Raw genomic sequence first — 25,179 nt, 5'->3', positions numbered from 1 at the left:
CGATAAAGGCACAGGCTGAATGGGCGCGTATATCCTCAAACGATTGCTGCTTGTGATCCCCACATTGCTGGGGATCATGATCGTCAATTTCGCGCTCACGCAATTTGTGCCCGGCGGCCCGATCGACCAGATCATCGCCCAGATGGAAGGGGGCGGTGACGTCTTCGAAGGCATCTCCGGCGGTGGGTCGGAATTGGTAGATGACAGCAGCAACGACAGCGTTGGTGCGCGGGGGTTGCCGCAGGAATTCCTTGACCAGTTGCAGGTTGAATTCAACTTCGCCCGTGTGGTCTGTGACGCTGGATATGAGGGGGAGCCTGATCTAGAAGCAGAGGCTTGCTCCGCTGTGCCGATCCCAGCGTTTGAACGGTTCTTCCTGATGATGTGGGATTATGTGCGGTTCGACTTTGGCGAAAGCTATTTCCGGTCTGTGTCCGTTGTTGATCTGGTGCTGGAAAAGATGCCCGTGTCGGTGACGTTGGGCCTGTGGTCCACGTTGATTGCCTACCTCGTCTCAATCCCTTTGGGCATCCGCAAGGCGGTGCGCGATGGGTCGTCCTTCGACACGTGGACATCCGGAGCGATCATCGTGGGCTATGCGATTCCAGGCTTTTTGTTCGCGATCTTGTTGATTGTGCTTTTTGCATCAAACAATTGTTTCCGCTTTCCGTTCGGCATTTCCGACTGGCTGCGCGATAACGCGCGGTTCTTCTATGACATCAACCCCACCTGCGCGCGGCTGTTCCCGCTGCGCGGCCTGACGTCGCCCGATTGGGAGGAGTTCAGCACATGGGGCAAAATCGTCGATTATTTCCACCACATCGCGCTTCCGGTTCTGGCCTCGACCATCTCCGCCTTTGCGACGTTGACCTTGCTGACCAAGAACAGCTTTCTCGATGAGATCAAAAAGCAATATGTAATCACCGCTAAGGCAAAGGGCCTGTCTGAATCCCGCGTGATGTACGGCCATGTGTTCCGCAACGCGATGCTGATCGTGATCTCCGGCTTTCCGGCGCTGTTCATCGGTGTGTTCTTCGGCGGATCGCTGATTATTGAGACGCTGTTCTCCCTCGACGGGTTGGGACGCTTGGGTTTTGAGGCCACGTTGCAGCGGGATTATCCGGTGATGTTCGGCACGCTGTTTGCATTCTCGTTGATGGGGCTGATCGTGGGGATCATCACGGACATCACCTACGTCCTCATCGACCCGCGCATTGATTTTGAGAGGAGGGGATAATGGCCAATACCACCGAAGCCGCCATGCAGACCCTTCCCGCGCGCAAACGCCGTCTGTCCTTGTCGCCATTGAACCGTCGTCGCTGGACGAATTTCAAACGCAACCGGCGGGCCTATTGGTCGCTGTGGATCTTCATGATCCTGTTCGGGCTGTCTTTGTTTGCCGAATTTCTGGCCAACGACAAACCGATCCTCGTCAGCTACCGCGGCGAAATCCGCATGCCGATATTCAACTTCTATTCTGAACGTGACTTCGGCGGCGATTTCCCGACCGAGGCTGAATACAAGGACATCGAAGTTAAATGCCTGATTGAAACCGGCGGGCTTGAGGATTGCTTTTTCGAACCTGAGGCGCTGATCGCAGCCGCCAATGACGGCACGCTTGAGGCCGAGGATTTTCAGAAAGGCTGGCTGATCTGGCCGCCCATTCCCTACAGCTACAACACCATTGTCGACACCCCCGGCGTGGCCCCGTCCCCCCCTGACAGCAACAACTGGCTGGGGACTGACGATACCAAGCGGGACGTTGTTGCGCGGGTGATCCACGGGTTCCGGCTGTCGATTTTATTCACCATCATCGTGACGTCTGTGGCGTCGGTGATCGGTATCATTGCCGGTGCGGTGCAGGGATATTTTGGCGGTTGGGTCGATCTGGTGTTTCAACGCTTGCTGGAAATCTGGGGCTCCACCCCGTCGCTGTATGTCATCATCATCTTGTTCGCGATTTTGGGGCGCTCCTTCTGGCTCCTTGTGTTCTTGACCATTCTGTTCGGCTGGCCCGCCTTGGTGGGGCTGGTCCGCGCGGAGTTCTTGCGGGCGCGGAACCTTGAATATGTGCGCGCGGCCAAGGCGCTGGGCGTGCGCGACCGGACGATCATGTTCCGCCACATGCTGCCCAACGCCATGGTGGCGACGTTGACCATGCTGCCTTTCATCATCACCGGCACCATCGCCACGCTGGCCAGCTTGGATTTTCTGGGCTTCGGCTTGCCGTCCTCCGCCCCGTCGCTGGGGGAGATGACGTTGCAGGCCAAACAGAACCTGCAGGCCCCTTGGCTGGGCTTTACCGCCTTCTTCACCTTCGCGATCATGTTGTCGCTGTTGGTGTTCATCTTTGAAGGCGTGCGTGACGCGTTCGATCCCAGAAAGACATTCTCATGACCCTCGTGCTGGATGTCAAAAACCTGACCGTCGATTTCCGGCAGGACGGCGAAGTGACCCATGCGGTGCGCGGCGTATCGTTTCACGTGGACAAGGGGGAGACGGTCGCGCTGGTTGGCGAATCGGGGTCGGGGAAGTCCGTATCGGCCCTGTCCACCGTGCAGCTTCTGGGCGACAGCGCGACCCTTGGCGGGTCCGTGGCCTACGACGGTGAGGAAATGATCGGCGCCGCTGAGGCGACCCTGCGCCGGGTGCGTGGCAACGACATCAGTTTCATTTTCCAAGAACCGATGACGTCGCTGAACCCGCTGCACACCATCGAAAAGCAGCTTGGTGAATCCATCGAACTGCATCAGGGATTGCGCGGCGACAAGGTCCGCCAGCGGATCATCGAACTGCTGACGCAGGTGGGCATCCAAGACCCTGAAACGCGGCTCACGTCCTATCCGCACCAGCTCTCCGGCGGGCAACGTCAGCGCGTGATGATCGCCATGGCGCTGGCCAACGGGCCGGAGCTGCTGATCGCGGATGAACCCACGACGGCGCTGGATGTGACCATTCAGGCGCAGATCTTAGACCTCTTGGCCGATCTGAAACGGGATTTGGGTATGTCCATGCTGTTCATCACCCATGACCTGACCATCGTGCGCAAAATTGCCGACCGGGTCTGTGTGATGAAAGACGGTGAGATCGTTGAGACTGGCCCCACGGCTGAGCTGTTCGCCAATCCCCAGCATCCCTATACCCGCATGTTGCTTGAGGCTGAAAGCGTGGGCGTGCCAGACCCCGTGGACCCTGCCGCCAAGGTGGTGGCCGAGGCTGAGCACCTCAAGATTTGGTTTCCCGTGCAGGCCGGACTGCTGCGCCGGACGGTGGGCTACGTGAAGGCCGTCAATGACGCCACATTCAGCGTGCGTGCGGGTGAAACCGTGGGGATTGTGGGCGAATCTGGCTCAGGCAAGACCACCTTGGCGCTGGCGATGATGCGGCTGATCAAATCCGAAGGACGCATTGTGTTCATGGGGCGCGATATTCAAGGGTTCCGTGACCGTCAGATGCGGCCCCTGCGGTCCGAGATGCAGATCGTGTTTCAGGACCCTTACGGCTCCCTCAGTCCGCGGATGACGGTGGAACAGATCATCGCCGAAGGTCTTGCGATCCACGGCACTGCACCGGGCAAGAACCCCCGCGATATGGTGGCCGAGATCATGGGCGAGGTCGGTTTGGACCCCGCTTTGATGGACCGGTATCCGCACGAGTTTTCAGGCGGACAACGTCAGCGGATCGCGATTGCCCGCGCCATGATCCTGCGGCCGGAACTGGTTGTTCTGGATGAACCCACATCGGCGCTGGATATGACCGTGCAGGTACAAATCGTCGATCTTCTGCGCGATTTGCAGAAGAAATATCAGCTGGCTTATCTGTTCATCAGCCACGACCTGAAAGTCGTGCGCGCCTTGTCCCACAAGGTGATGGTCATGAAACGCGGTGACGTGGTTGAAGCCGGTGAGGCCGAGGCGATCTTTGATCGCCCCGAAACCGATTATACCCGCGAACTGATGGCCGCCGCGTTCGGCTAAATTTCGCGAAATTTAGGCCGCGAAGGTCACTGTCGCGGAGGGCAGACCTTCGATTTCGCACAGACAGGTTTGGCCCGCAGTGATGGGCCCCACGCCCGCAGGGGTGCCTGTCATGATCACGTCCCCCGGCTGAAGGGTGACAGTGCGCGACAACGTGGCGATGATCTCAGGCACGGACCAGATCATTTGGTTCAGATCGCCGTTCTGGCGCACGCCGCCGTCGACCGAGCAGCGCACAGCGCCCTTGGCCATATCGCCTGCGTCTGAGGCTGGCACGACAGACCCAATGACGGCGGAATTGTCAAAACCTTTGGCCATATCCCAAGGCGCGCCTTTCGCTTTCGCGGCCCCTTGAATATCGCGGCGGGTCAAATCGTTGCCGACGGCATAGCCAAAGACATGGCCCAAGGCGTCCGCCTCATCGATATCTTTGCCGCCGTCGCTTAGGATCACGACCAATTCGACCTCATGGTGCAGGTCCTGCGTTGCCGGAGGGAAGGGGATTGTATCGCCGTCGGCCACGATCGCACTGGCGGGCTTCGTAAAGAAGATCGGTGGGTCAGATTTCGCATCGCCGCCCATTTCTGCCACGTGATCAGCGTAGTTCTGGCCGACGCAAAAGATGCGGTGCACGCCGATGATGTCGCCTCTGGTGGTCTGCAAGGTGGGCAGGGGCGGGGGCGTGACGATCATCTGGGTCATGGGTGGTCCTTCGGGTCGGGGGTTAATCAGGCCCGATCATGAAACACGTGGTGCCGCGCGCTTGCAAGCGGGCACAGGCCAATTCCGCGCCATCACGGGTTAGCCCCATGAAATTCGCATCATACCCTTGGGGGGACCGGTTCACGCGGCGTAGCGATCCATCCAACGTGGACATTTCGTTTAACGCGACGCGCAGCAACACGCGTTCAGCCTGATATTGTGACCCGTACCGGCCCACATTGATGCCCCACAAGCGACTGCCAGAGGTAGAGATGCGTGTCACGACCTCCGGTTCTGTTGGCACCGGTGTGGCCTGCTGCACGGCGGCCAGAACCACGTCACCGCTGGGGCGGCTTGGCGGTGTTGGGGTCGCGTCCGGCACAGAGGCCGTCTGGAGGACCTCACTCACCGCGTTTTCGATAACATCCGCATCAACGATCAGGACGGCGGCGGGCGCTTCGGGTTCTGGCACGGCACGGGCCTGCGGACGCAAAGACCGTGCCACAAGGCCGTTTACACGCACCGTACGGGCCGTTGTACCGGGGGGCGGGGTTTCATTTCCAGCCCCTTGTGGGCGGACAGGCGTCGGGCGGTCCACACGGGCGGTGCTGGGTGCGCGGGCAAAGCCCATGTCCATCAGTTCAGCCACGCGGGCATTGCGCTGGGCTGTGGACGATCCGCCAAACATGGTCGCGATGATCCGTTCCTGACCACGTTCGGCAGAAGCCACGAGGTTAAATCCAGCCGCACGGGTATAGCCCGTCTTGATCCCGTCCGCGCCGCGATAGGCGTTCAGGAAGCGGCGGTTCGTATTGGCCACTTCGCGCACGCCTGCATCGGTCGAACGACGCGAGAAGATGTTATAGTATTCAGGGAAATCGTAAATCATGTGACGGCCCAATGTGGTCATGTCGCGGGCTGTCGACATATGGCCCGATTCTGTCAGGCCGTGGGCATTGCGGAAGGTCGTACGGGTCATGCCCATGGCGCGGGCGGTCGCGGTCATGCGGCGGGCAAAGGCGGCTTCGTTGCCTTCAAGGGCAATACCAATGGCCGTGGCAGCGTCATTGGCGGATTTGATGGCAGCGGCGCGGATCAGGTAGCGGAACTGGATGCGCTGGCCCTGACGCAGCCCCAATTTCGAGGGCGGTTCATTGGCGGCGAGCGGTGTGATCGTGACCATGTCGTCAAGGCCGATCTCACCCCGTTCAACCGCTTGAAACGCAATGTAAAGCGTCATCATCTTGGTCAGCGACGCCGGATGCAGGGGCGTGTCAGCGTTGCGCGAATGCAGAACCTCACCCGTGCGGGCGTCCATCACCATCGCCGCATAGGGGGCGGCTTTGGCTGACATTGGCGCGATTGCGGCCAACAGTAGCGTAAACAATAGAAGAATGCCCGCCAACGCGGGGTGATTTATACGTCGTGCCACGACACCTGCCTCTTTACTGCCTCGTGAGCCCCGATTTTTTGTGGGGTCTCATTTGTTATTCCGCCAAGGTAGCACGCGCAGTGATTTGGGAAAATACCTTTATATCAAAGGCTTTTGGTGTGTCTTTCGCGCACATGGGGCCACATCTAGGGGGTGCGGCGAAAATAAGACGCAATATGGCCGATTGTGGCAGGAATGGGGCAGTTTGGTTAACGAAAGGTTAAGCAAGGTTTCGCAGATCAGCCAGCAAATCAGGCAGGCCCGACAGCGCGGTGATTTGCCGGAACCTGCGGTGGGTGACGGGCGCATCCGCCGCCTCATAGGCCCATGTTAAATCGTGGGGGACATGGACGCCCCAAGCGCCAGCCTCAATCGCGGGGATCACGTCTGATTTGATTGAATTGCCGACCATCATATGGTGCGGCGTATCATGTGCAGCAAAGATGTGGGCGTAGACGTCCGGCGTCTTGTCGCTGACGATTTCAACGCGGTCGAACAGATCGCCCAACCCGGATTGGGCAAGTTTACGTTCCTGATCCGGCAGATCGCCCTTGGTGATCAGTAAAATATCGGCGTCAGGCTTCACCGCCTCAATCGCCGCGCGCACGCCGTCCAGCAATTCCACCGGATCAGCGAGCATGTGACGCCCCATCGCGAGCAGTTCCGCGATAACCTCCGTTGGCACCTTGCCGTCAGTCACGTCCAGTGCGGTTTCGATCATCGACAGCACGAAACCTTTGATGCCAAAGCCGTAGATCGCCAGATTGCGCCGTTCAGCAGCAAGAAGACGCCCCATCAGATCGTCATGGGACACCCATTCCGACACCATGTCGGCAAACCGCGCCTGCGTCATTTGGAACCCGCGTTCGTTGTGCCAAAGGGTGTCGTCGGCATCAAATGCGATGGTCCAGCGGTGTTTGTTCATAGTTGTCCCTAACGACGCAGCGCGTGCCCCCTTTTCATGAGGGCCATGAAGATTATATTAAGCCGCCAAGGGAAGACTTCACCAAAGACCGCAAAGAGATTCGCAATGCTCATGAGCACATGGATGATGGCAGACAAAGACAGTGACGACGATGGTGACATCGGCGTCAAGCTTGAGACGCGCCCAAAAACGAAGCGGCCCCCGCTGTATAAAGTGATGATCCTCAACGACGACTACACGCCGATGGAATTCGTGGTGCACGTGCTAGAACGGTTTTTTGGCATGACCCACGCGCAATCGGTGGAACTGATGCTGACGGTGCATGAAAAGGGTTTGGCTGTGGTCGGCGTGTTCAGCCACGAGATCGCTGAAACCAAGGTGGCCATGGTCATGGACTTTGCCGCCCGTCACCAGCACCCGCTGCAATGCACGATGGAGAAAGAGTAAGGGCTGCTGCCCGCTCTTTGGCCATGAAACATTCCAGATTATTCACTGCCCTGCAGGATGGGCTGACGGTTTCAGGGCCGCTGCATGTGTTGCGCCCACCAGCAGGCTATGACCTTGCGGGGCTGACTGATGTCACCGTCGACGCGGTGTTCTACCCCGATCACCAGTATTGGTCCGCGATGGGGCTGGTCGGGGACGGCGCACGGCGTGAGGCTACTATGGTGGTTCTGCCACGGTCCAAGACCCTCGCGCGGGTTATGGTCGATGCGGCCATCGCGGCGGGCGGATTGGTCATTGTCGACGGCCAAAAGACCGATGGCGTTGAAAGCATTTACAAAGATGTGCGCAAGGTGGCGCAGATCAACGGCGTCGTCACCAAAGGCCACGGGCGGCTGTTCTGGTTTGATGCAGGTGAGACCCCGAATTGGGATACCACGGTAAAATCTCCGGAGGGGTTCATCACAGCCCCCGGTGTCTTTTCCGAAAGCAGGATTGACGCGGGCTCTGCCCTGTTGGCCCCCCATGTGGACGCGCTGAAGGGTGCCGTCGCGGACTTGGGCGCAGGCTGGGGCTATCTGTCCCGCGTGGTGTTGCAAAGTGAGACTGTGACGCGGCTCGACATGGTTGAGGCCGACAAAATCGCGCTGGCGTGTGCCACGCAAAACGTCCCCGATCCGCGTGCTGCGGCCCATTGGGCCGATGCACTGACCTTTCAGGGTGGGCCTTATGATGTGGTCGTGTCGAACCCGCCGTTCCACACATCGCGCGACGGCGACCCTGATCTGGGCCGTGGTTTCATCGCCACAGCTGCGCGTTTGCTGACGCCACGCGGCACGTTCATGATGGTGGCAAACAGGCATTTGCCCTACGAATCCACGCTTGAGGCCAAGTTTGGCCGTGTCGAAGAACTGGATGGATCAGGTGCGTTCAAATTGTTCCGCGCCACGAAATCAAAACGATAGAACCAAACCGCAGGCATCGCCGCAGGAGTTCACATGACGTTTTCAATCTCAGGCAAAACCGCAATCGTCACGGGTGCGGCCAATGGGGTCGGCCTTGCCATCGGGCGGCATTTCGTGGCGGAGGGTGCAAATGTCGTCTTCGCGGATATGGATGAGAACCGCCTTGAGGAGGAGCTGGGATCGGCCGAGGTTGAACCCGAACGCTACCGCACCTTCGCTTGCGATCTGCGGCAAAAACTGTCGATCAACAACCTGCTGTCGATGACTGTCGATAGCTTTGAACGGGTCGATATTCTGGTTAATGCGTCGCGGCAGATGATGCATTCGGACCCGTTGAACCCCAAAGAAGACCAGGTTGAGGCTTTGTTGAACCAAAACCTGATGACCGCCCTGCGGCTGACACAAGCCATTTCAAAACGGATGATGAAACAAGCCGAGGATCAAGAAGACGGGCCGGTGGGGTCGATCATCAACCTCAGTTCGATCGCGGCGCGTCGGGCCAACGCCGATCTGTTGGGTTATTCGATTTCCACGGCGGCACTGGATCAAATGACACGGTCCATGGCCGTGGCACTGGCCCCACACCGTATCCGCGTGAATGCAGTGGCCTTTGGGTCAGTCATGTCTTCAAGTCTGAAACATCAGCTTAAGGAACATGACGAATACCGCAACGACATCATCGACCACACGCCCTTGGGCCGCATTGCTGGTCCTGGAGAAGTGTCGGATGCGGTGCAATACCTCGCCTCTGACGCGTCAAGCTTTGTCACAGGCCAGATCATCACAGTGGATGGGGGGCGGACGTTGATTGATCCCGCCTCAGCCCCCGCGCACTAGGGCCTGCGGACATTCACCATGTCTTACCAGCGCGAGTCCCATTTTGCCTTTGGCTAACTGATTTGAGTGCAGCGATATGGGTATCGTTAGCGAAAATCAGAGCAGACAGGGGCAAAATGGGCCGCGCCCCTTCGGGGTTTCGCCAAAATTGCCTAGCCCGTTGTCAAATTCGCTTGCATTAACCCGTTAGTGCCTCGCTCATTTTCCTAGCACTGAGCAATTTTGGACAGAAACTGGTGAGGCATGGTGAGTGTCCACAGGCCCTAATCATTCCGGGTGAATGGCCACGCATTGCTGGATGCGCTGTTGGGCCGCTTGGCCCTGTTCGGCGCGGCGCTGTTGCAGCTGGGCCAGTTTGGTGCGTTCTTCCGCGATGTTGATGGACACAGGTTCCTGTCGGGTGAACGTCTCGGTCTCTTCGCAAGGGAAGCGGAAGGTCGATCCGTCTTCGTTCGTGCCTTCACAGGTGGTTCGCAGCACACGGACGTCCTGCACTTCGGCCAAGCCAAAACCGCGATTGATGTTGCCTTGGGTTGTGGCGATCAGCCGGTCCAATGGGGCAAGGCCGCGATTGGCGTCACGGATACATTGTTCGCGCGGTGTGGCGCAGGCGGCGACGGTGGCCAGCGCAAGAAGGGGGAGGGTTGTTCGGATCATGTATGGTTCCTTAGACAGTCTTCATGTCGCAGCGACATGACAGGTGTTGGCCTGCCCGTTGAAGTAATGTTAGGTCTCTTTGATAGGCAATAACATAGGTGCGACATGGCCGCTGACGACATGATTTCTGAGAAGGCAGAGGCCTCTGCATGGTTCCGAACCCTAAGGGATGAGATTGTCGCGGCCTTTGAGGCCCTTGAGGACACGCAAGAGGTTGGCCCCCACGCAGACCTGCCCGCCGGTCGGTTCGAAGTGACCGAGACCAAGCGCACCGGCGACGCGGGCGAGGACGCAGGCGGTGGCCTGATGTCGGTCATGCGCGGTGGGCGTGTGTTTGAAAAGGTGGGCGTCAATATCTCAACCGTTTATGGCACCTTGGGCGACCGCGCACAGATGGCCATGGCCGCGCGCAAGGGCATTCCGGGGATGAAAGATGATCCGCGTTTTTGGGCGGCAGGGATCAGCCTTGTCGCGCATATGCAAAACCCCCATGCGCCTGCGGTCCACATGAACACCCGCATGTTCTGGACGCCCCATGCGTGGTGGTTTGGTGGCGGATCGGATTTGAACCCCTGTCTGGAATACGATGAGGACACGGCGCATTTTCATGCAACGCAGAAGGCCTGGCTCGATCCCCATGGGGAGGATCATTACCCCAAGCTTAAGGCTTGGGCGGATGAATATTTCTACGTCCCGCACCGAAACCGCGCCCGTGGCGTTGGTGGTATCTTTATGGATGATCTGTGCACCGGCGACTGGGTCGCCGATTTCACCCTGACCCAAGACATCGGGCGGGCGTTCTTGCCAGCCTATGTGCCATTGGTTGAAAAGCGCCGCAATGATCCTTGGGGTGAGGCTGAGAAGGACGCGCAACTGGTCCATCGCGGCCTCTATGCAGAGTATAACCTTGTCTACGATCGCGGCACGAAGTTCGGGTTGGAAACAGGCCACGATGCCAACGCCGTGTTGATGAGCCTGCCACCCTTGGCCAAGTGGCACTAACCACCCAAGGCCGTTACGACGGACCGTGACGGGAAACATGTGGGCGGCAGGCCTTGCGCCTCTTGCCACTGACCGATGGCGCGCCGGGTCTTGAAACCGGCCAGCCCATCGGCCCCGCCCACGTCGAGCCCCTGCGCCTCAAGCCCGCGTTGCAGGGCCGCAATATCGGACCGCAGCAGGCTGTCCACGGGCTGCCATCCAGCGCGGAAGGCAGGCACATTATAGGCGATCCGGTCGCCCACATGGCCCACGAACAATGCGTAGAGGTCCGAATTGTTGTAGGTCTTGATGATGTAGAAATTGGGCGTGACCAAGAACGCAGGCCCGTTTCGTCCCGCAGGCATCAGCAAAAAAGCCTCGCCCTGTTGTTCGGCCGCAGGAAAGGGGCGGCCATTGGCACGGGTGATCCCCATGTCTTCCCAGTTTGCGATGGTGCGGCCCTGATCGCGACCTGCAAGAGTGCAGGACAAGGACGCGGGCACATTCACCTCAAACCCCCAATCGCGGGCGGGGTCCCAGCCATTCAGCCCTAGGAAATTGCCCACAGACCGGATCGTGTCGGCTTCTGAATTCCAGATGTCAGCGCGCCCGTCGCCATCCCCATCACGGGCGTAATATTCAAAGCTGCGCGGCACGAATTGGGGCTGGCCCATGGCCCCCGCCCATGACGACCGCATTTGATCCGGCGCGATGTGACCGGCCTCAACAATCCGCAGGGCGGCGATCAGTTCTTCGGTGAAATATTCGGCCCGTGTGGACATGAACCCCTTGGTGCCGAGCACGCGGAAGGTGTTGTGGGGGATCGATACCTGCCCATAGCCGCTTTCGCGGCCCCAGATGGCAAGAATGATGTGCCCAGGCACGCCGGTTGCGGCCTCAGTTTCTGCCAATTCGGTCGCGTGGCGCGCAGCATAGTCACGCCCGATCCGTACGGTGGGGTCAACGGTATTGGGGCGGAAATAGCGCGCGGGGGATCGGAATTCGCTTTGCGTTTGGACCCGCCGTTCAGGGGGCGTAGTGCCCGGCGGGACCAGATCGGGCAGGTCCCAGTTCAATGTCACACCGTCGAATGCCGCATCAAAGGTTGCGCGTGCTACGCCATCGGCCTCAGCCCTTGGCCAGATGGTGGTGTTCAGCCAGTCACGAAACATCCCCTCAACCTCGGCCCTGTTTTGGGCGTGGGCGGGGGTGGTGAGGGCCAACAACAGAAACAGAACAATACGGAAGATGGGGTCAGGTTACCCCATGTTTGCACAAAAACCAGAGTGTGCTTTGACGGTGGCGGTCTTTCGCCCTTAGCCGCCGCGCACTGTGTCGATCATCAACTGCACGTTTTCAGGGTCTGCGTCTGGCGTGATGCCATGACCAAGGTTGAAAATATGCGGCCCGCCTTTGAAGGCATCGACGATCTTGCGGGTCTCAGACACCAGCGCATCGCCCCCTGTGACCATATGCGATGAGGCAAGGTTGCCCTGAACACAGCCGCCGGTTTGCACGTTGGCTGCAGCCCAATCTGCCGTGACACCATCGTCCAGCGCAATGCAATCGGCCCCGATGGCTTCGTGCAGCCCGACGTATTTGTCACCGGCCCCACGGGGGAACGCGATGACAGGCGTGTCGGGGTGGCGCGCCTTTAGGGCAGCGGTGATTTTGGCGGCAGGTTTGACCGCATAGTTCACGAAATCATCGCCTTTGAGCGATCCCGCCCAGCTGTCGAAGATTTTCACAACCTCGGCCCCGGCCTCAATCTGTTTGCTGAGGTAGTCGATGGTGCCCTCGGTGATCAGGTCCAACAGGGCCTCAAACGTGGCTTTGTCTTCGGCCTTCAGTGCGTGTGCGGGGCCTTGGTCTGGGGTGCCTTGACCCGCGATCATATAGGTCGCGACAGTCCACGGCGCGCCCGCAAAGCCGATCAGGGTTGTCTCATCGGGCAACTCACGAGACAGGATTTTGACGGTCTCATAGATGGGCGCCAAATGGTCGTGGATGTCTGTCGCGGGTTTGAGTTTCTTGAGGTCATCTGCCGTGGTCACAGTGCTGAGCCGCGGCCCCTCACCCGTGACGAACCACAAATCTGCACCCAGGGCCTGCGGCAACAACAAAATGTCGGCAAACAAAATGGAGGCATCGAACCCGTAGCGGCGGATCGGTTGCAACGTGACCTCAGCTGCCAGTTCGGAGTTGTAGCACAGCGACAGAAAATCCCCCGCCTCGGCCCGTGTGGCGCGGTATTCGGGCAGATAGCGGCCCGCCTGACGCATCATCCAGATCGGGGGCGTGGGCAGGGTTTCGCCCGCAAGGGCACGCAGGATCGTCTTTGTCATAGCTACTCCTTAACTTGTCTTTGGTGTCCCTTTTGTGGGCAATCGTGTCAAGAGAGTTGTCAGGTTTGGTTGACAGGTCTAAAGGTGGTTTTCATGGAATATGCACTGCCAACACCCGCCGCACCCCTTAAGATCGGAACCCGTGGATCGCCTTTGGCGCTGGCCCAGGCCCATGAAACACGCACCCGCCTGATGGAGGCCTTCGACCTGCCGCAAGAGGCATTTGAAATTTGCGTGATCAAAACAACCGGCGACGATCGGACGTTGATTGATGCGGATATTGCGTTGAAGACGATCGGTAACAAGGGGCTGTTCACCAAAGAGATCGAAGAGGCGATGATTGACCGCCGCATTGATATCGCCGTGCATTCCACCAAGGATATGCCCGTGGAACAGCCCGACGGCTTGGTGCTGGATGTGTTTTTGCCCCGCGAAGATGTGCGCGATGCCTTTGTGTCGCTGAAATACAGCGGGATCGCGGATTTGCCTGAGGGGGCCGTCGTTGGCACGTCATCCCTTCGTCGTCGTGCGCAGTTGCAGGTGAAACGTCCTGACCTGAAACTGGTCGAATTCCGCGGCAACGTGCAGACACGATTGCAAAAGCTGGGCGATGGCGTGGCCGATGCGACGTTTCTTGCCATGGCTGGCCTGAACCGGATGGACATGACAGATGTGCCGGCCCATGCCATCGCACCAGAAGACATGCTGCCCGCCATTGCGCAGGGCACAATCGGGATTGAATACCGCGCCGATGATACTCGCGCGGCGCAGATGTTGGGCAAAATCCATCACACAGAAACTGGGCAACGCCTTGCAGCGGAACGCGCGTTTCTGGCCGCCCTTGATGGGTCCTGTGAAACGCCGATTGGCGGTCTGGCGCTGCTCGATGGTGACCAGCTTTGGCTGCGGGGCGAAATCCTTAGCCCAGATGGGCAGATGGTCTTTACCGGTGAACGCCGTGGCGCGATTGCGGAGGGTGCGGCGATGGGCCGTGACCTCGCGCAGGAGCTTTTGGGCAAGGCAGGCCCTGATTTCTTCAAGGCCGTGGCTGAGGGGTAGGGCCCCTTAATCCGGGATCGTCTTTCCGGGGTTCAGGATACCGTGGGGGTCCAACACCCCTTTGATCTTGCGCATCATATCAAGGGCGACAGGGTCTTTGCGGCGGCGCATGGTGTTCAGTTTGGACAGGCCCACGCCATGTTCGGCGCTGAAACTGCCACCCACTTCTTCAACCACATCTTCGATCGCTTCAACGATCCGGTCTTTCAAGTCGGCCTCGTCCTGTGATGGGTAGACGCCGTAGTGAATGTTTCCGTCGCCCAAGTGGGCGATATAGAACGGGTCGGCCTTAGGGTCGATCTGGGCCACTTTGTCGGCCGCCCTGTCCAAAAAGGTCTGCACCTTATCCAGCGGGACGGCCACGTCCGTGTCGACGATCGGGTGGCGCCAGAAGGTCAGTTCGGCGGCGGCCTCTCGGCGTTCCCACATCTCAGCCCGTTGGGTGTCGTTCTGGGCGACGGTGGCATCAAGGATCCGGCCCGCATCCATCTCAGCGGCGAGTTCGCTTTGCACGATATCGGTGACGTCCATGTCGGTGGTCGTCGCGGCCTCTATCATGATGTTGATGGCGTAGGATTTGGAAAACGGAGGGCGTGATTTGGCGATACGGCCCAAGTGCACGTCTATGTAGTGTTTGGGCATGTATTCAAACGCCTCAACCGCCCCGCCAGTGGCGTCTTGCAGGCGGTTCAACAGGGCCAAGGCAGCATCAAGAGATTTGGGGGCCGCCATGGCCGTCACACGGTTGCGGGGCTTGGGGGCGAGTTTCAGGACTGCTTTGGTGATGATGCCCAACGTGCCTTCTGACCCCACCAGCAACTGCCGCAGGTTCAAGCCGGAATTGTCTTTGTGCAGGGACGACATCAGATTGACGATCCGCCCGTCGGCCAACACGGCCTCAAGCCCCAGCACCATGTCGCGGGTGTTGCCGTAGCGCAGGACATTCGATCCGCCTGCGTTGGTGGACAGGACCCCACCGATCATGGCGGACCCTTTGGCCCCAAACGTCAGCGGGAACATCAGGTCCTGCGCCTCCGCCGCATCATGCAGCGCGGACAGGATCACGCCCGCGTCCACGGTGGCGATGCGCGCCGTGGAATTCACGTCGTGGATGGTGTTGAGGCGGTCCAGCGACAACATCACACCGCCGGGCGCGTAGGTGCCGCCCACGAGACCGGTATACCCGGACACAGGCGTAACCGATTGTTTTTGGGCATGGGCGAGCGTCATGATCTGGCTGACCTCAAGCGTGGAGGAAGGGCGCAACACAACGCCCGGTTCGGCGCAATATTTGCCCGTCCAGTCTTTCGACCAGCGGGCCGTGTCTGCGCCTGTCAGCGCGTTTGCTTCGCCTATGATCGCTGCGAAGTCCTGAACCAATGCCATTTCTTGTGCCTCCCCCGAGGTGGAAACACTACGCAACCTGAGCGTGATGTCAAAAGGCGAATGGGGGAGTGTGGTGGCGTTACCTGGATTTGAACCAGGGACCTAACGATTATGAGTCGTTCGCTCTAACCAACTGAGCTATAACGCCATGCACAGCGGGCGGAATAGTCGGACGGGGCCGCGCTGTCAAACCGATTCTGACGGTTTTTGATGCGGGATTAACGGCGGGCGAAGGTCCACCGTGTGGTCTGGGTGACAGGGGCGTCCGGCGTCAGCAAAATCGATGGAAAATGCGGGTGCGCGGGCGCATCGGGCCAGCCCTGACATTCCACCGCAATGGCCCCGTAATTGGGCCTGTCATCGTAGATATGCACGCCCGGTTCTGTGGTCGCCACGGTCATTTCAATCGCATCGGTCGCCAGCGTCAGCACCGGTGTCAGGGCGCGGCGCGCACGGGCGGCGACGAATGTGTTGTCATAAGGCGTCATCCCAAGCGTCAGGGGCGTGGTGGTTCGAAAATCGAAGCCCGTGCCTGCCACCTCTGCGACCTCACCGGTGGGCAGGGCCTCATCCGTTGTGGGCAGATATGTTTCGGCATCAATGCGCAGGGTGTGCCCTGCCATGGTGCCCGTGTCGCCCAAACACCAGTAGCTGTGGTTAGTGGCGTTGACGAAGGTGTTCTCATCGGTGGTGGAGGTGATCGATAACGTCAGGGCAGGGCCCTGCGTGATTGAAAACTTGCCTGTGAATGTGCGATTGCCGGGCAGTCCGAAATCCCCGTTGGGCACAGAAAGGGCGAGGGTCAGCGAATTGTCGGTCTGGTCCTCAACCGACCAGACACGGGTATGCAGACCACGTTCACCGCTGTGCAGCGTGTGTTTGCCCACGAAATTGCGTTCAAGCTGGTGTTCAAATCCGTTGATCGTCGCGGTGCCGCCAGAAATCCGGTTCGCCACGGGCCCGACGATGGCCCCGTGATAGCACAAATCGCCCTCGTAATCGGCCAGCCGGTCCGACCCGACTGTGAGGGATCGGTCTATTCCGTCAAGACGCACGTCCTGCACGATGGCCCCAAGGGTGAGGACCGTCGCCGAAAGGCCGTGGCCTGACAGGGTGACGGCGTGGACATCCTCACCCTGTTTGGTGGTGCCGAAGAGGATCATAGCGTGTCCCAATGCACGTCGGCGGCTGGAATTTCCGTGCCGTTCCAGTGCATTGGTTCCGGCGCATAGTTGAACACGAAGCGGTGGGTGTCCGTGTCGCGGATGCGCAGCCCGTCGGGCAGGGTGTGATGGGTCAGGCCGATTTCGTCACACAGATCGCGCAGGATCGTCTCCCACGTGGGATCATCTGGCCAGCCCGCAAGGTAGCGGACCGTGTCACCGGCGATGGCGGGGATGCCCTCTGCGGTGCGCAGGCGGACAGTTGCATCGCCTTCCAGAACCTCACGCCAATGGACGAACTGGCCGCCGTTTTCCAACGGGATGGATGCCTGCGGCGGGATGGATTCCGTCAGGGTCACCGTTACATCAAGCCCATCGATATTGGGACCCATGGGCGTCGGGATTGAGATGTGTTCGGTTTTGGTATCCGTCCGCGGCCCGATCAGTGAGACCGTCGTGCCAAGCGCCTTTTTCAAAGGCGCGCTCAGGGCCATGATGCCCGGTGCAAGCGCGAATTTGTAGTCCGACAGGTCTGTCGCATTTGGCGGCACGATGTCTACGTTCAGGCCAAGACGGCGGCAAGCGCGGTAGGCGGCGAAGGCCAAGCGGAATTGATCGAAATCGGCGCCTTGTGGCTGGGCCTCCCAGCCCCAGGCGCTTTCGTAGTCGAAGACCAGTGCCACATCTGCTTTGGCGGTGCCCACATCGGGCATGTCTTCGATTTCGCGCGCCACTTGCAGGCATTCGGCCAAGGCGGGGGCGTCGGCGCTGTCGGGGCGCAAAAGGCCTGCGTGCATCTGTTCTTGCGCGAAGGGGGCCTGTCGCCAGCGGAAATAACACACGGTTTCAGCACCATGGGCGAAGGCCTCCCATGCCCAAAGACGCGCCATGCCGGGCAGGGGGGCTGGGTTGTAGGGTGCCCAGTTCACGGGGCCGGGCTGTTGTTCCATGATCCACCAGCGCCCGCCTGCAGGCGACGGGTTGCCACCGGCGCGACCTACCGCACGGTAAAGGTCGTGGTGAAAGGCTTGATTGTCGGGATGGCCTTGGCGCATGAAGCGCGCTTTGAAATCGGGATCCCCCTCGAGCCGGTCCGACAGGAACCCGATGGGGTAGCTGTCCCAGCTGGCGATATCCAGATCCGCCCCGACCTTGAAGTGATCGAACGAGGTCTCACGCCCCATGTAGTTGTGGATGATCGGCGCGGTGGAGCGTTCGCGGATTTCAGCCACCTGTTCGCGGTTGAATTCAGCGACCATGTCCGATGAGTAGCGGTAGAAATCCAGCACATGGGGGTGGTTGGGTTCTGTGACCGTCAAGTTTGGCAGGTCGATGTCCGCGAAATCGTCGTATTCCATGGACCAGAATACATTGCCCCAAGCGCGGTTCAGTGCATCCGGGGATTGGTATTTCTGCGCCAGCCACTGCTGGAACCCTTGGGTGGCGGCAAAGGAATAGCTGCGCGTGGTGTCGTGGCAGGCGTATTCATTGTCTGTCTGCCATGCGGCGATATGGGGGTCTTTGCCGTAGCGGTCCGCCAAGATCGCAGTGATGCGTTTGCTTTCGGCGCGGTAGCCTTGGTGGCTGAAACAATAATGACGGCGCGACCCGAAACCGCGCGGGCGGCCTTCGGCGTCGACGGCGAGCATATCGGGGTGTTTGTCCAGCATCCAACGGGGCGGGGTCGCCGTGGGGGTGCCCAGAATGACCTTGAGGCCTGCAGCCCCCAGCGTGTCGATGGCGCGGTCCAGCCAATCAAAGTCGAACTGATCGGGCTTTGGTTCGATCCGCGACCATGCGAATTCCCCGATCCGCACCCATGAAATCCCCGCCGCCACCATGCGCGCGGCGTCCTCGGCCCAGATATCTTCGGGCCAGTGTTCAGGGTAATAGCAGACGCCAAGGGTGCGTTTCATGTCAGGGCTCCGGACTGGGGTCGGGGTCGGGATTTGAGTTTTTCTGGCCAGATGAAGGGGGGACCAGCGTTACAGAATGATCTGGTGTTCGGCTTGGCCCACGGCGTCCACGGGTGTGGCAAAGGTTTTACCATCATCGTCCCCGATCAGCCCGTCTGCCGCAGATGTGCAGAACAAGGTCTTGAGGTCGGGGCCACCAAAGGCGGGGCAGCTGGTTTGAACACCGGGGAAGGCCACGGTCTGGGTCAAGGTGCCATCAGGGGCATAGCAGGCCACGCGGTTGGCACCCCATTGGGCGTTCCAGAAATTGCCTGACGCGTCTACGACGGCGCCATCGGGGCCCCAATCGGTGCGCCCGAAATCCAACCAAACCTCGGCGTCGCCCACGGGCCAGCCGTCAATTTCGTCCAGTTTCTGACGCATGATTTTGCGGGTGGTCGTATCGCAAAAGTAGGCGCAGGCCCCGTCGGGGGCAAAACAGATCGCGTTTGAGATCGTGATACCCGCGTGCAGTTTGCGCACTTCGCCTTTGTAGAACCGATAGATCGCGCCCGCGCCGCGTTCGGCGTTCAGGCCCATCGTGCCAATCCAGAACCCACCCCAAGGGTCGGCGCGCCCGTCATTGGAGCGCGTAACAGGATTGTCGTCTTCGATGGCGGCAACCTGTTCGGTCTTGCCGGTGGCAAGGTTCATGATGTGCAGCCCGATGCTGTCGGCCATCAAGAGCGTATCATCATCAATCCAGCCCGCAGCGGAGACATGGCGGTCAAACTGCCAATGCCGGCCCTTGATATGCAGCCGTTTGGACAGGATGTCGAACCAGAACAATTCACCTCGGTCGGGGTGCCACAATGGGCCTTCGCCCAAGGTGCATTTCGTATCGTCATAAATCATCGCGCTAGCCTACAGCGGCATCATAGGCCGCGACAATGTCCTTTGCGCGTGCGGCGATGTCGGCGGTGGACATTCGCGGCTTATACAGAGCTGAGCCGATGCCAAAACCATCTGCACTGGCGTCGATCCATTCTTTGAAATTCTCAGGGCCAGCGCCGCCCACGGCGTAGACTTGAGTGCCCTTGGGCAGCACCGCGCGGATCGCTTTCAGGCCGTTCGGCCCCAACAACGTGCCAGGAAAAATTTTCAGCCCATCGGCGCCGTTTTTCAGGGCGGCGAAACATTCGGTCGGGGTCATGACGCCGGGCCAGCTTTGCATACCGGCGGTCTTGGTTGCGTGGATGACGCGGGGGTCCATGTTAGGGGACACGATCAGTTTGCCGCCCGCTTGATCGACGCGGTTTACGTCCTCAACACTGAGCACCGTGCCGGCCCCGATGAGGGCCTGAGACCCGAAGGCATCCGCCATGGCTTTGATGCTGTCGAAGGGATCGGGGGAGTTCAGCGGGACCTCGATTGAGGTGATGCCCGCATCGATCAGGGCCTCAACTGCGGGCACGGCCTCTGCAGGGGTGATGCCGCGCAGAATGGCGATAAGGGTGCGCTGGGTCATGGGTTAGCCTTTCAACAGGGCTTGGGCGGCCTTGATGCCTGCCAGTGTCGTGGATTTTGCGTCCGCACGGGGGGCCGTGATGCCTTGTGCCTGCAGGCCTGAGACATAGGGCGCGGAGATGGCATCGGCGCCGATGATCGCGACCTGCTGGCCCAGCCAGTAGGGTTTTGCGGCGGCCAGTTCGGCACCGATCAAAAGCCCGCTGAGCTGCGCGCGCGCGGTCACTGTGTCGGTACCATGAACCAGTTGCCCTGCCCTCAGCGCAAACAGTCGTGCGGCCATGCCTTCGGGTTTCGACAGGGTTTGCGACATCGCCTCCATGAAGGCGTCGTCGTCCCAACCGCTGTCCGCAATGGAATGACGCAGCACGGATTGGCCCGACAGAAGGGCGAACAGTTCACCTGTCATGAAGGTGCGGAAGCTGACGACCTCTCCGGCTGAGACATGGACCCATTTGGTGTGGGTTCCGGGCAAGCACAAGACGCCGTCCCAGCCGTCGTTCTGGGCCAGAAAGCCCGCGATCTGGGTTTCTTCGCCGCGCATGACATCGGCGGGGTCCATCTGGCGGATACCTGGAATGACATGCACGGTCAGACCTGTGCGTTTGACCGGGGCTGTGACCATGGTGCGCGGACAGACGGCGCATGGGGCGGTCTGATAGGGGGCCTCAATCCAGCCTTGGCGGGAACCGACCATTCCGCAAGCGACAACATGGTCCGCCGTATCCAGCCAATCGCCCGCGACTGTCACAAGGACGTCTTCGAATTCGGACGGGTCAAGCTGACCCATACCTTGATCCGACGTGCGTTCGCCCAGAACTGCGCCATCCTCCGCAATGGCCCAAAGGCGCATGTTCGAGGTTCCCCAGTCTGCGGCAAGCCAGGTCGGTGTCATAGGCGCTTTCCTTCCAAGACCCACATGGTGTCCGGGAATGACCAAGGCAAGGTCACGCCGTAGCGCATCAGATAGGCACCGGACACTGTGATTGGCCCATCTTTGAGGGCTGGCATCCCGCGTGACAAGTGGGACGCCGTCAGACGGTTGGCCAGATTGACCTCATACATGGCATGCGGGTTCAGACCCGTCAGGCGCAGGGGCCGTGGCGCAATCTGCGCAGAGGTGGCGGCCTTGCCCGCGAAAACGACAAAGCGGTCGCCGCTTCTGGGCATTTGTTGTTCTGCGATAACGGCTGGGTCGTGGCTGTCCAGACGCAGGATGTCGGCGTCTTCCATCCAGTCGCGGTTGTGTTTCCACCAGCTGGTGACTTCGGTCAGGACACGGGTTTCGTAGTCGTCCAATTCGCGCGGGTCCATTTCAAACCCCATGTGGCGCTGGGCGGCAACCCAGGCGCGGAACGAGATGTCGAAAATCCGGCCAGAGGTGTGGCACCGGCGCGGACCCACGTGACTGCCGGTGATGGACAGCGGCAAGAACAGCGCGGCGTTGTGCTGAATGTTCAACCGTTCCAACGCGTCGTTGCTGTCAGACAGCCAGACCCGCTGGGTTCTTTCAAGAATGCCGAAATCAATCCGGCCCCCGCCTGAGGCGCAGCTTTCGATTTCCACATTGGGAAATTGTTCGCGCAGGCGGTCGATCAGGCGATAGGACCCGCGCGTTTGGGCCGCATCGGGCATAGGCAGCACGCGGTTGTGGTCCCACTTGATGTAGTCGATGTCGTGGTTGGCCAGAATGGAGGACATGCGATCGTAGATGAAATCACGCACCTCGGGCAGGGCCATGTTGATGGCCTTTTGCTGACGTCCCAACAGTTGGTCCTCAGCCCCCAGCGCCCAGTCGGGGTGGGCGCGGTGGATGTTGCTGTCGGGGTTGATCATCTCAGGCTCGAACCAGATGCCAAAGGACATGCCTAAGGATTTCACGTGGTCAATCAGCGGCGTCAGACCGTCGGGGTATTTGCGCGGGTCGACTTCCCAGTCCGACAAGGCACGGGTGTCGTCATCGCGGTTGCCGAACCAGCCGTCATCCAGAACAAACCGTTCCGCGCCAAGCTTCGCGGCGCGATCGGCGATGTCGCACAGCACGTCGAGTTTGTGATCAAAATAGACCGCTTCCCAGCAGTTGTAGTGCACAGGGCGCGGGCGGTCGGGTTTGGGCCAAGTGACGATCCGGTCGCGGACGTGGCGCTGGAAGGACAAAGCGCAGCCGTTCATGCCTTCGTTCGAATAGGTCATATAGAGGGGAGCTGTCGAAAATTCTGTCGCGGCGTCGTGTTCCATACGCGCGGCGTGGCCCCACTGGATTTGGCGACGTCCGTCTGGCAGTTCCTCAGCCACCATGCGGTGCCCGCCGGACCAGCCATAGTGAAAGGCGTAGGCCTCCCCTAGGGTGTTGGTGGCCCCGCTGCAGGGGATGATCAGACCGGGGAAATGTTCGTGGCCGGTGCGACCGGTGCGGTTTTCGCGGTAGCGGATACCAGGCGACCACGCGGTGCGGTTGGTCTGGAATTCACCACACCAGCGTCCGGTGAAATCGATCATTTCATCGCTGGCTTGCGGGGCTGGCACAACGGGGGCGGCCAGCCAGTGCAGGTGCACGGGATTGTCGGTGTTCAGCACGGTCTTGGACCGGATGATGTGTGTTTCCGCATCGGTGATGAATTCAAACGTCAGCGTCAGGCCGTTTTCTTCGTCGCGGTAGCGGATCGTCAGGTCTTTGCCGTTTTCAACGCTTTCAAAGCAGAACTTCGGCAGCAGCGGCGTGCCGTCTTGGGATCGGACAATCAGACCCGGCTGGCCGGGGAAGGTCCGCGATGCTTCGGGGGACAAGGACAGGTTGGGATTTTCATCCAACATCCCGCCGGTGACGTCGATGGCATAGGCGTTGTGCAGCGTCACAAGGTCTTCGCCCAACGGCAGGCGTTCGCCCCAATAGACGACTTGCGGCAAACGTTCACCGGTGGCTGTGATGACCATGGTCTGGCGACCATCATCAAGGCGCCATGTGTGGTCTACGGGTTTGCGTTTGACGCCAGTGTCGCCAATGGGGAGGCCTGCGGCGGGTGCATCCGCCGCAGAAGTCGAAATCGTTGTCATGTCTGTTCCGTTACTTACTTAACAGCGCCGAGTGTAAGGCCCGCGATGAAGTGCTTCTGCATCAGGAAGAACATCGCAACGGGCGGCAACGCGGCCACAATGGAGCCGGCGGACATCAGATGGTAGGCCGCACGGTACTGCGAATTAAACGAGGTGATGCCTGCTGTCACGGGCTGGCTGTCCGGACCTTGGGTCAAAACGATTGCCCAGAAGTAGTCATTCCAGATGAAGGTAAAAATCAGCACCGCAAGGGCCGCCAACGCAGGTTTCATCAAGGGCAGAACCACGTAAATGAAGATGCGCCATTCTGCGACGCCTTCGACGCGCGCGGCCTCAATCAGTGGGAATGGAAGGGCGCGGATGAAGTTGCGCATGAACAAGGTACAGAACCCGGTCTGGAACGCCACGTGGAACAAGATCAGGCCTGTTTTCGTGTCATAAAGGTTCAGCGACAGGGTCAGGTCACGGACCGGCACCATCAGGATCTGGAAGGGCACGAAGTTACCCGCGATGAACATGAAAAAGATCAGCAGGTTGCCGCGGAACTTATACACGCCCAGCGCAAAGCCGGTCATCGACGACAGGGCCACAGCGCCGATCACGGTCGGGATCGTGATCATGAACGAATTCAGCAGATACCGTGGCATATCGCTTTCGAAAAAGACTTTGCCGTAGTTGTTGAACATCTCGAATGACGACGGGATGCCCCAATAGTTGCCGTTGGTGAAATCCGCATCCGGTTTGATGGAGAACACGGCAACTGCAATCAGCGGCAGCAGCCAGATGATCAGGACGACAGGCAGCAGCCATTGATAGGTGATCTGCCAGCTGCGGGACGTTTTTTCGATAGGTGTCGGAAACATCAGCGTGCTCCTTTTTCGTCTTGGTACATGGACCACAGGAAGTAGGTGATGAAGCCAAGCATGATAAAGAACAGAACCACCGCAATGGCAGCGCCATAGCCCATGCGGAACCCGAATTCAGACAGCGATTCCTCGAACATGTAGAACGACAGCACGCGGGTGGATCCGAACGGCCCGCCGTTGGTCATCACGGCGATGAAGTCAAAGGACCGCAGCGCGCCGATGATCGTCACGACGAAAGCGATGAAGGTCGCAGGCTTCAGCTGTGGGATAATCACGTACCACAGCATTTTGTGACCCTTAGCGCCGTCCAGTCGGGCGGCTTCGACCTGTTCGGGGTCAACGGCGTTCAAACCGGTGAGATACAGGATCATGCAATAGGCTGTCTGTGGCCACAGACCGGCGGCGATGATGCCGTAAGTGGCGCTGTCAGGACTGCCGAGGATGTTGTACGGCCCAAGGCCGAACACGCCGACGACATTGTTCAAAAGACCCTGATCGCCGGGCAGGTAGAACCATGAAAACACAAGGCCCACGACCACTTGTGAAATCACAAATGGGAAGAAGAACAAAGATTTATACAGACGGATACCGCGCACCGTCTGGTTCAGGAACAGCGAGATGAACAGGCCCATGGGGATGGCCAAAAGGTACAGCACCAGCCATTTCAGGTTGTTCCAGAACGACACCTCAAACTTGCGGTCCCCGCCCAGCAGACGTTCATAGTTGCCAAGACCAACCCATGTCTTTTCGCCCAGACCGTCCCATTGATGGAACGAAATCCAGAAGGACTGAAAAATCGGGATGACGACGTAGAAGGCAAAAAACAGGATGCCGGGCAGCAAGAACAGCCAAGGCGTCACCGCGATTTCGTTTTCCTTATACCAGCTGCGCTTTACTGGCGGATGGGTATCAGGCACGGCGGGTGCGGTCATGGCTTGGTCTCCTGACGGTCAACACATGTGGA

Annotated in this window: 23 protein-coding genes and 1 tRNA gene; 8 read left to right on the top strand and 16 right to left on the bottom strand. The window is 59.6% G+C overall.

The window, feature by feature from the left end; all coding sequences use genetic code 11:
* Window positions 1-19 precede the first annotated feature (19 nt).
* The 3 genes from ACTG36_RS04410 to ACTG36_RS04400 are packed head-to-tail and all read left to right on the top strand — an operon-like array spanning window position 20 to window position 3,977.
* Window positions 20-1,237: a microcin C ABC transporter permease YejB gene (locus ACTG36_RS04410; protein ID WP_375279951.1), complete on the top strand. Its 1,218-nt coding sequence runs from the start codon at window positions 20-22 to the stop codon at window positions 1,235-1,237.
* 53 nt (window positions 1,238-1,290) lie between these two features.
* Window positions 1,291-2,397: an ABC transporter permease gene (locus ACTG36_RS04405; protein WP_375280065.1), complete on the top strand. Its 1,107-nt coding sequence runs from the start codon at window positions 1,291-1,293 to the stop codon at window positions 2,395-2,397.
* The gene (locus tag ACTG36_RS04400; protein WP_375279950.1) at window positions 2,394-3,977 is read left to right on the top strand and encodes an ABC transporter ATP-binding protein; all 1,584 of its coding nucleotides are present in this window, start codon (window positions 2,394-2,396) and stop codon (window positions 3,975-3,977) included. The genes ACTG36_RS04405 and ACTG36_RS04400 overlap by 4 nt, the downstream gene beginning before the upstream one ends.
* Before the next feature lie 12 nt (window positions 3,978-3,989).
* Here ACTG36_RS04400 and ACTG36_RS04395 read toward each other — a convergent pair whose 3' ends face one another.
* The 3 genes from ACTG36_RS04395 to ACTG36_RS04385 form a co-directional block, all read right to left on the bottom strand.
* Complete coding sequence (locus ACTG36_RS04395) at window positions 3,990-4,679, bottom strand: fumarylacetoacetate hydrolase family protein (RefSeq protein ID WP_375279949.1); 690 nt, start codon at window positions 4,677-4,679, stop codon at window positions 3,990-3,992.
* A 22-nt stretch (window positions 4,680-4,701) separates the two neighbouring features.
* Window positions 4,702-6,111 (bottom strand): D-alanyl-D-alanine carboxypeptidase family protein, encoded by a 1,410-nt coding sequence (locus tag ACTG36_RS04390; RefSeq protein WP_375279948.1) that lies wholly within the window; start codon window positions 6,109-6,111, stop codon window positions 4,702-4,704.
* Window positions 6,112-6,331: 220 nt separating this feature from the next.
* Window positions 6,332-7,036 carry an HAD family hydrolase gene (locus ACTG36_RS04385; RefSeq protein ID WP_439141553.1) on the bottom strand — a complete coding sequence of 235 codons (705 nt, stop codon included), beginning with the start codon at window positions 7,034-7,036 and terminating at the stop codon, window positions 6,332-6,334.
* Window positions 7,037-7,141: 105 nt separating this feature from the next.
* Between ACTG36_RS04385 and clpS the strand changes: the two genes are divergently transcribed.
* From clpS to ACTG36_RS04370, 3 genes are read left to right on the top strand one after another with little or no spacing between them, the layout of a single operon-like run.
* Window positions 7,142-7,483: an ATP-dependent Clp protease adapter ClpS gene (clpS, locus tag ACTG36_RS04380; RefSeq protein ID WP_375279946.1), complete on the top strand. Its 342-nt coding sequence runs from the start codon at window positions 7,142-7,144 to the stop codon at window positions 7,481-7,483.
* A 23-nt stretch (window positions 7,484-7,506) separates the two neighbouring features.
* Window positions 7,507-8,445: a class I SAM-dependent methyltransferase gene (locus ACTG36_RS04375; RefSeq protein ID WP_439141551.1), complete on the top strand. Its 939-nt coding sequence runs from the start codon at window positions 7,507-7,509 to the stop codon at window positions 8,443-8,445.
* 33 nt (window positions 8,446-8,478) lie between these two features.
* Window positions 8,479-9,282, top strand: coding sequence for an SDR family NAD(P)-dependent oxidoreductase (locus tag ACTG36_RS04370; RefSeq protein WP_375279944.1), 804 nt, complete (start codon window positions 8,479-8,481; stop codon window positions 9,280-9,282).
* A gap of 267 nt (window positions 9,283-9,549) precedes the next feature.
* On the opposite strand, the gene ACTG36_RS04365 is transcribed toward ACTG36_RS04370, so the two are convergent.
* Window positions 9,550-9,939, bottom strand: coding sequence for a hypothetical protein (locus ACTG36_RS04365; protein ID WP_375279943.1), 390 nt, complete (start codon window positions 9,937-9,939; stop codon window positions 9,550-9,552).
* Between the two features lie 105 nt (window positions 9,940-10,044).
* Between ACTG36_RS04365 and hemF the strand changes: the two genes are divergently transcribed.
* Window positions 10,045-10,941, top strand: a complete 897-nt coding sequence (hemF, locus tag ACTG36_RS04360) for an oxygen-dependent coproporphyrinogen oxidase (protein ID WP_375279942.1) — start codon at window positions 10,045-10,047, stop codon at window positions 10,939-10,941.
* Here the strand turns inward: hemF and ACTG36_RS04355 are convergent.
* Together ACTG36_RS04355 and hemE are read right to left on the bottom strand one after the other, a co-directional pair.
* On the bottom strand, window positions 10,938-12,092 hold the full coding sequence (locus ACTG36_RS04355; RefSeq protein WP_439141548.1) for a lytic murein transglycosylase: 1,155 nt from the start codon (window positions 12,090-12,092) through the stop codon (window positions 10,938-10,940). The genes hemF and ACTG36_RS04355 overlap by 4 nt on opposite strands.
* A gap of 144 nt (window positions 12,093-12,236) precedes the next feature.
* The gene (gene hemE / locus ACTG36_RS04350; protein WP_375279940.1) at window positions 12,237-13,265 is read right to left on the bottom strand and encodes a uroporphyrinogen decarboxylase; all 1,029 of its coding nucleotides are present in this window, start codon (window positions 13,263-13,265) and stop codon (window positions 12,237-12,239) included.
* Between the two features lie 93 nt (window positions 13,266-13,358).
* On the opposite strand from hemE, the gene hemC reads away from it, so the two are divergent.
* Window positions 13,359-14,324: a hydroxymethylbilane synthase gene (gene hemC, locus ACTG36_RS04345; protein ID WP_375279939.1), complete on the top strand. Its 966-nt coding sequence runs from the start codon at window positions 13,359-13,361 to the stop codon at window positions 14,322-14,324.
* Between the two features lie 6 nt (window positions 14,325-14,330).
* Here hemC and ACTG36_RS04340 read toward each other — a convergent pair whose 3' ends face one another.
* From ACTG36_RS04340 to ACTG36_RS04295, 10 genes are all read right to left on the bottom strand, one after another.
* Window positions 14,331-15,710, bottom strand: a complete 1,380-nt coding sequence (locus ACTG36_RS04340; RefSeq protein WP_375279938.1) for an FAD-binding oxidoreductase — start codon at window positions 15,708-15,710, stop codon at window positions 14,331-14,333.
* A 71-nt stretch (window positions 15,711-15,781) separates the two neighbouring features.
* Window positions 15,782-15,858: transfer RNA gene (locus ACTG36_RS04335), tRNA-Met, on the bottom strand.
* Between the two features lie 70 nt (window positions 15,859-15,928).
* A complete protein-coding gene (locus ACTG36_RS04330) occupies window positions 15,929-16,873 on the bottom strand; it encodes an aldose epimerase family protein (RefSeq protein WP_375279937.1) in 945 nt (314 codons plus the stop codon).
* Complete coding sequence (locus tag ACTG36_RS04325) at window positions 16,870-18,789, bottom strand: beta-galactosidase (RefSeq protein WP_375279936.1); 1,920 nt, start codon at window positions 18,787-18,789, stop codon at window positions 16,870-16,872. The genes ACTG36_RS04330 and ACTG36_RS04325 overlap by 4 nt, the downstream gene beginning before the upstream one ends.
* A gap of 69 nt (window positions 18,790-18,858) precedes the next feature.
* The gene (locus tag ACTG36_RS04320; protein WP_375279935.1) at window positions 18,859-19,683 is read right to left on the bottom strand and encodes an SMP-30/gluconolactonase/LRE family protein; all 825 of its coding nucleotides are present in this window, start codon (window positions 19,681-19,683) and stop codon (window positions 18,859-18,861) included.
* Between the two features lie 4 nt (window positions 19,684-19,687).
* A complete protein-coding gene (locus ACTG36_RS04315) occupies window positions 19,688-20,296 on the bottom strand; it encodes a 2-dehydro-3-deoxy-6-phosphogalactonate aldolase (protein ID WP_375279934.1) in 609 nt (202 codons plus the stop codon).
* Window positions 20,297-20,299: 3 nt separating this feature from the next.
* On the bottom strand, window positions 20,300-21,190 hold the full coding sequence (locus tag ACTG36_RS04310) for a 2-dehydro-3-deoxygalactonokinase (RefSeq protein WP_375279933.1): 891 nt from the start codon (window positions 21,188-21,190) through the stop codon (window positions 20,300-20,302).
* Window positions 21,187-23,229, bottom strand: a complete 2,043-nt coding sequence (locus ACTG36_RS04305) for an alpha-galactosidase (RefSeq protein WP_375280064.1) — start codon at window positions 23,227-23,229, stop codon at window positions 21,187-21,189. The genes ACTG36_RS04310 and ACTG36_RS04305 overlap by 4 nt, the downstream gene beginning before the upstream one ends.
* A 134-nt stretch (window positions 23,230-23,363) precedes the next feature.
* Window positions 23,364-24,212, bottom strand: coding sequence for a carbohydrate ABC transporter permease (locus ACTG36_RS04300; protein WP_375279932.1), 849 nt, complete (start codon window positions 24,210-24,212; stop codon window positions 23,364-23,366).
* A complete protein-coding gene (locus ACTG36_RS04295) occupies window positions 24,212-25,147 on the bottom strand; it encodes a carbohydrate ABC transporter permease (protein WP_375279931.1) in 936 nt (311 codons plus the stop codon). The genes ACTG36_RS04300 and ACTG36_RS04295 overlap by 1 nt, the downstream gene beginning before the upstream one ends.
* Window positions 25,148-25,179: the final 32 nt, after the last annotated feature.

It is taken from the genome of Pseudooctadecabacter sp. (assembly GCF_965657175.1).
GTDB lineage: Bacteria > Pseudomonadota > Alphaproteobacteria > Rhodobacterales > Rhodobacteraceae > Octadecabacter.
The sequence above is the reverse complement of the archived record's forward strand: the minus strand, read 5'-3'. Positions and strand labels throughout refer to the sequence as shown.

Bases quoted from the DNA above. Each gene is read 5' to 3' on its own strand.
- clpS (WP_375279946.1), top strand. From the start codon at position 7,142: ATGCTCATGAGCACATGGATGATGGCAGACAAAGACAGTGACGACGAT.
- ACTG36_RS04305 (WP_375280064.1), bottom strand. From the start codon at position 23,229: ATGGTCATCACAGCCACCGGTGAACGTTTGCCGCAAGTCGTCTATTGG.
- hemC (WP_375279939.1), top strand. From the start codon at position 13,359: ATGGAATATGCACTGCCAACACCCGCCGCACCCCTTAAGATCGGAACC.
- ACTG36_RS04325 (WP_375279936.1), bottom strand. From the start codon at position 18,789: ATGAAACGCACCCTTGGCGTCTGCTATTACCCTGAACACTGGCCCGAA.
- ACTG36_RS04385 (WP_439141553.1), bottom strand. From the start codon at position 7,036: ATGAACAAACACCGCTGGACCATCGCATTTGATGCCGACGACACCCTT.
- ACTG36_RS04300 (WP_375279932.1), bottom strand. From the start codon at position 24,212: ATGTTTCCGACACCTATCGAAAAAACGTCCCGCAGCTGGCAGATCACC.
- hemF (WP_375279942.1), top strand. From the start codon at position 10,045: ATGGCCGCTGACGACATGATTTCTGAGAAGGCAGAGGCCTCTGCATGG.
- ACTG36_RS04340 (WP_375279938.1), bottom strand. From the start codon at position 15,710: ATGGCATTGGTTCAGGACTTCGCAGCGATCATAGGCGAAGCAAACGCG.
- ACTG36_RS04355 (WP_439141548.1), bottom strand. From the start codon at position 12,092: ATGTTTCGTGACTGGCTGAACACCACCATCTGGCCAAGGGCTGAGGCC.
- ACTG36_RS04310 (WP_375279933.1), bottom strand. From the start codon at position 21,190: ATGACACCGACCTGGCTTGCCGCAGACTGGGGAACCTCGAACATGCGC.
- ACTG36_RS04370 (WP_375279944.1), top strand. From the start codon at position 8,479: ATGACGTTTTCAATCTCAGGCAAAACCGCAATCGTCACGGGTGCGGCC.
- ACTG36_RS04320 (WP_375279935.1), bottom strand. From the start codon at position 19,683: ATGATTTATGACGATACGAAATGCACCTTGGGCGAAGGCCCATTGTGG.
- ACTG36_RS04400 (WP_375279950.1), top strand. From the start codon at position 2,394: ATGACCCTCGTGCTGGATGTCAAAAACCTGACCGTCGATTTCCGGCAG.
- ACTG36_RS04395 (WP_375279949.1), bottom strand. From the start codon at position 4,679: ATGACCCAGATGATCGTCACGCCCCCGCCCCTGCCCACCTTGCAGACC.
- ACTG36_RS04375 (WP_439141551.1), top strand. From the start codon at position 7,507: ATGAAACATTCCAGATTATTCACTGCCCTGCAGGATGGGCTGACGGTT.
- ACTG36_RS04410 (WP_375279951.1), top strand. From the start codon at position 20: ATGGGCGCGTATATCCTCAAACGATTGCTGCTTGTGATCCCCACATTG.
- hemE (WP_375279940.1), bottom strand. From the start codon at position 13,265: ATGACAAAGACGATCCTGCGTGCCCTTGCGGGCGAAACCCTGCCCACG.
- ACTG36_RS04315 (WP_375279934.1), bottom strand. From the start codon at position 20,296: ATGACCCAGCGCACCCTTATCGCCATTCTGCGCGGCATCACCCCTGCA.
- ACTG36_RS04295 (WP_375279931.1), bottom strand. From the start codon at position 25,147: ATGACCGCACCCGCCGTGCCTGATACCCATCCGCCAGTAAAGCGCAGC.
- ACTG36_RS04365 (WP_375279943.1), bottom strand. From the start codon at position 9,939: ATGATCCGAACAACCCTCCCCCTTCTTGCGCTGGCCACCGTCGCCGCC.
- ACTG36_RS04330 (WP_375279937.1), bottom strand. From the start codon at position 16,873: ATGATCCTCTTCGGCACCACCAAACAGGGTGAGGATGTCCACGCCGTC.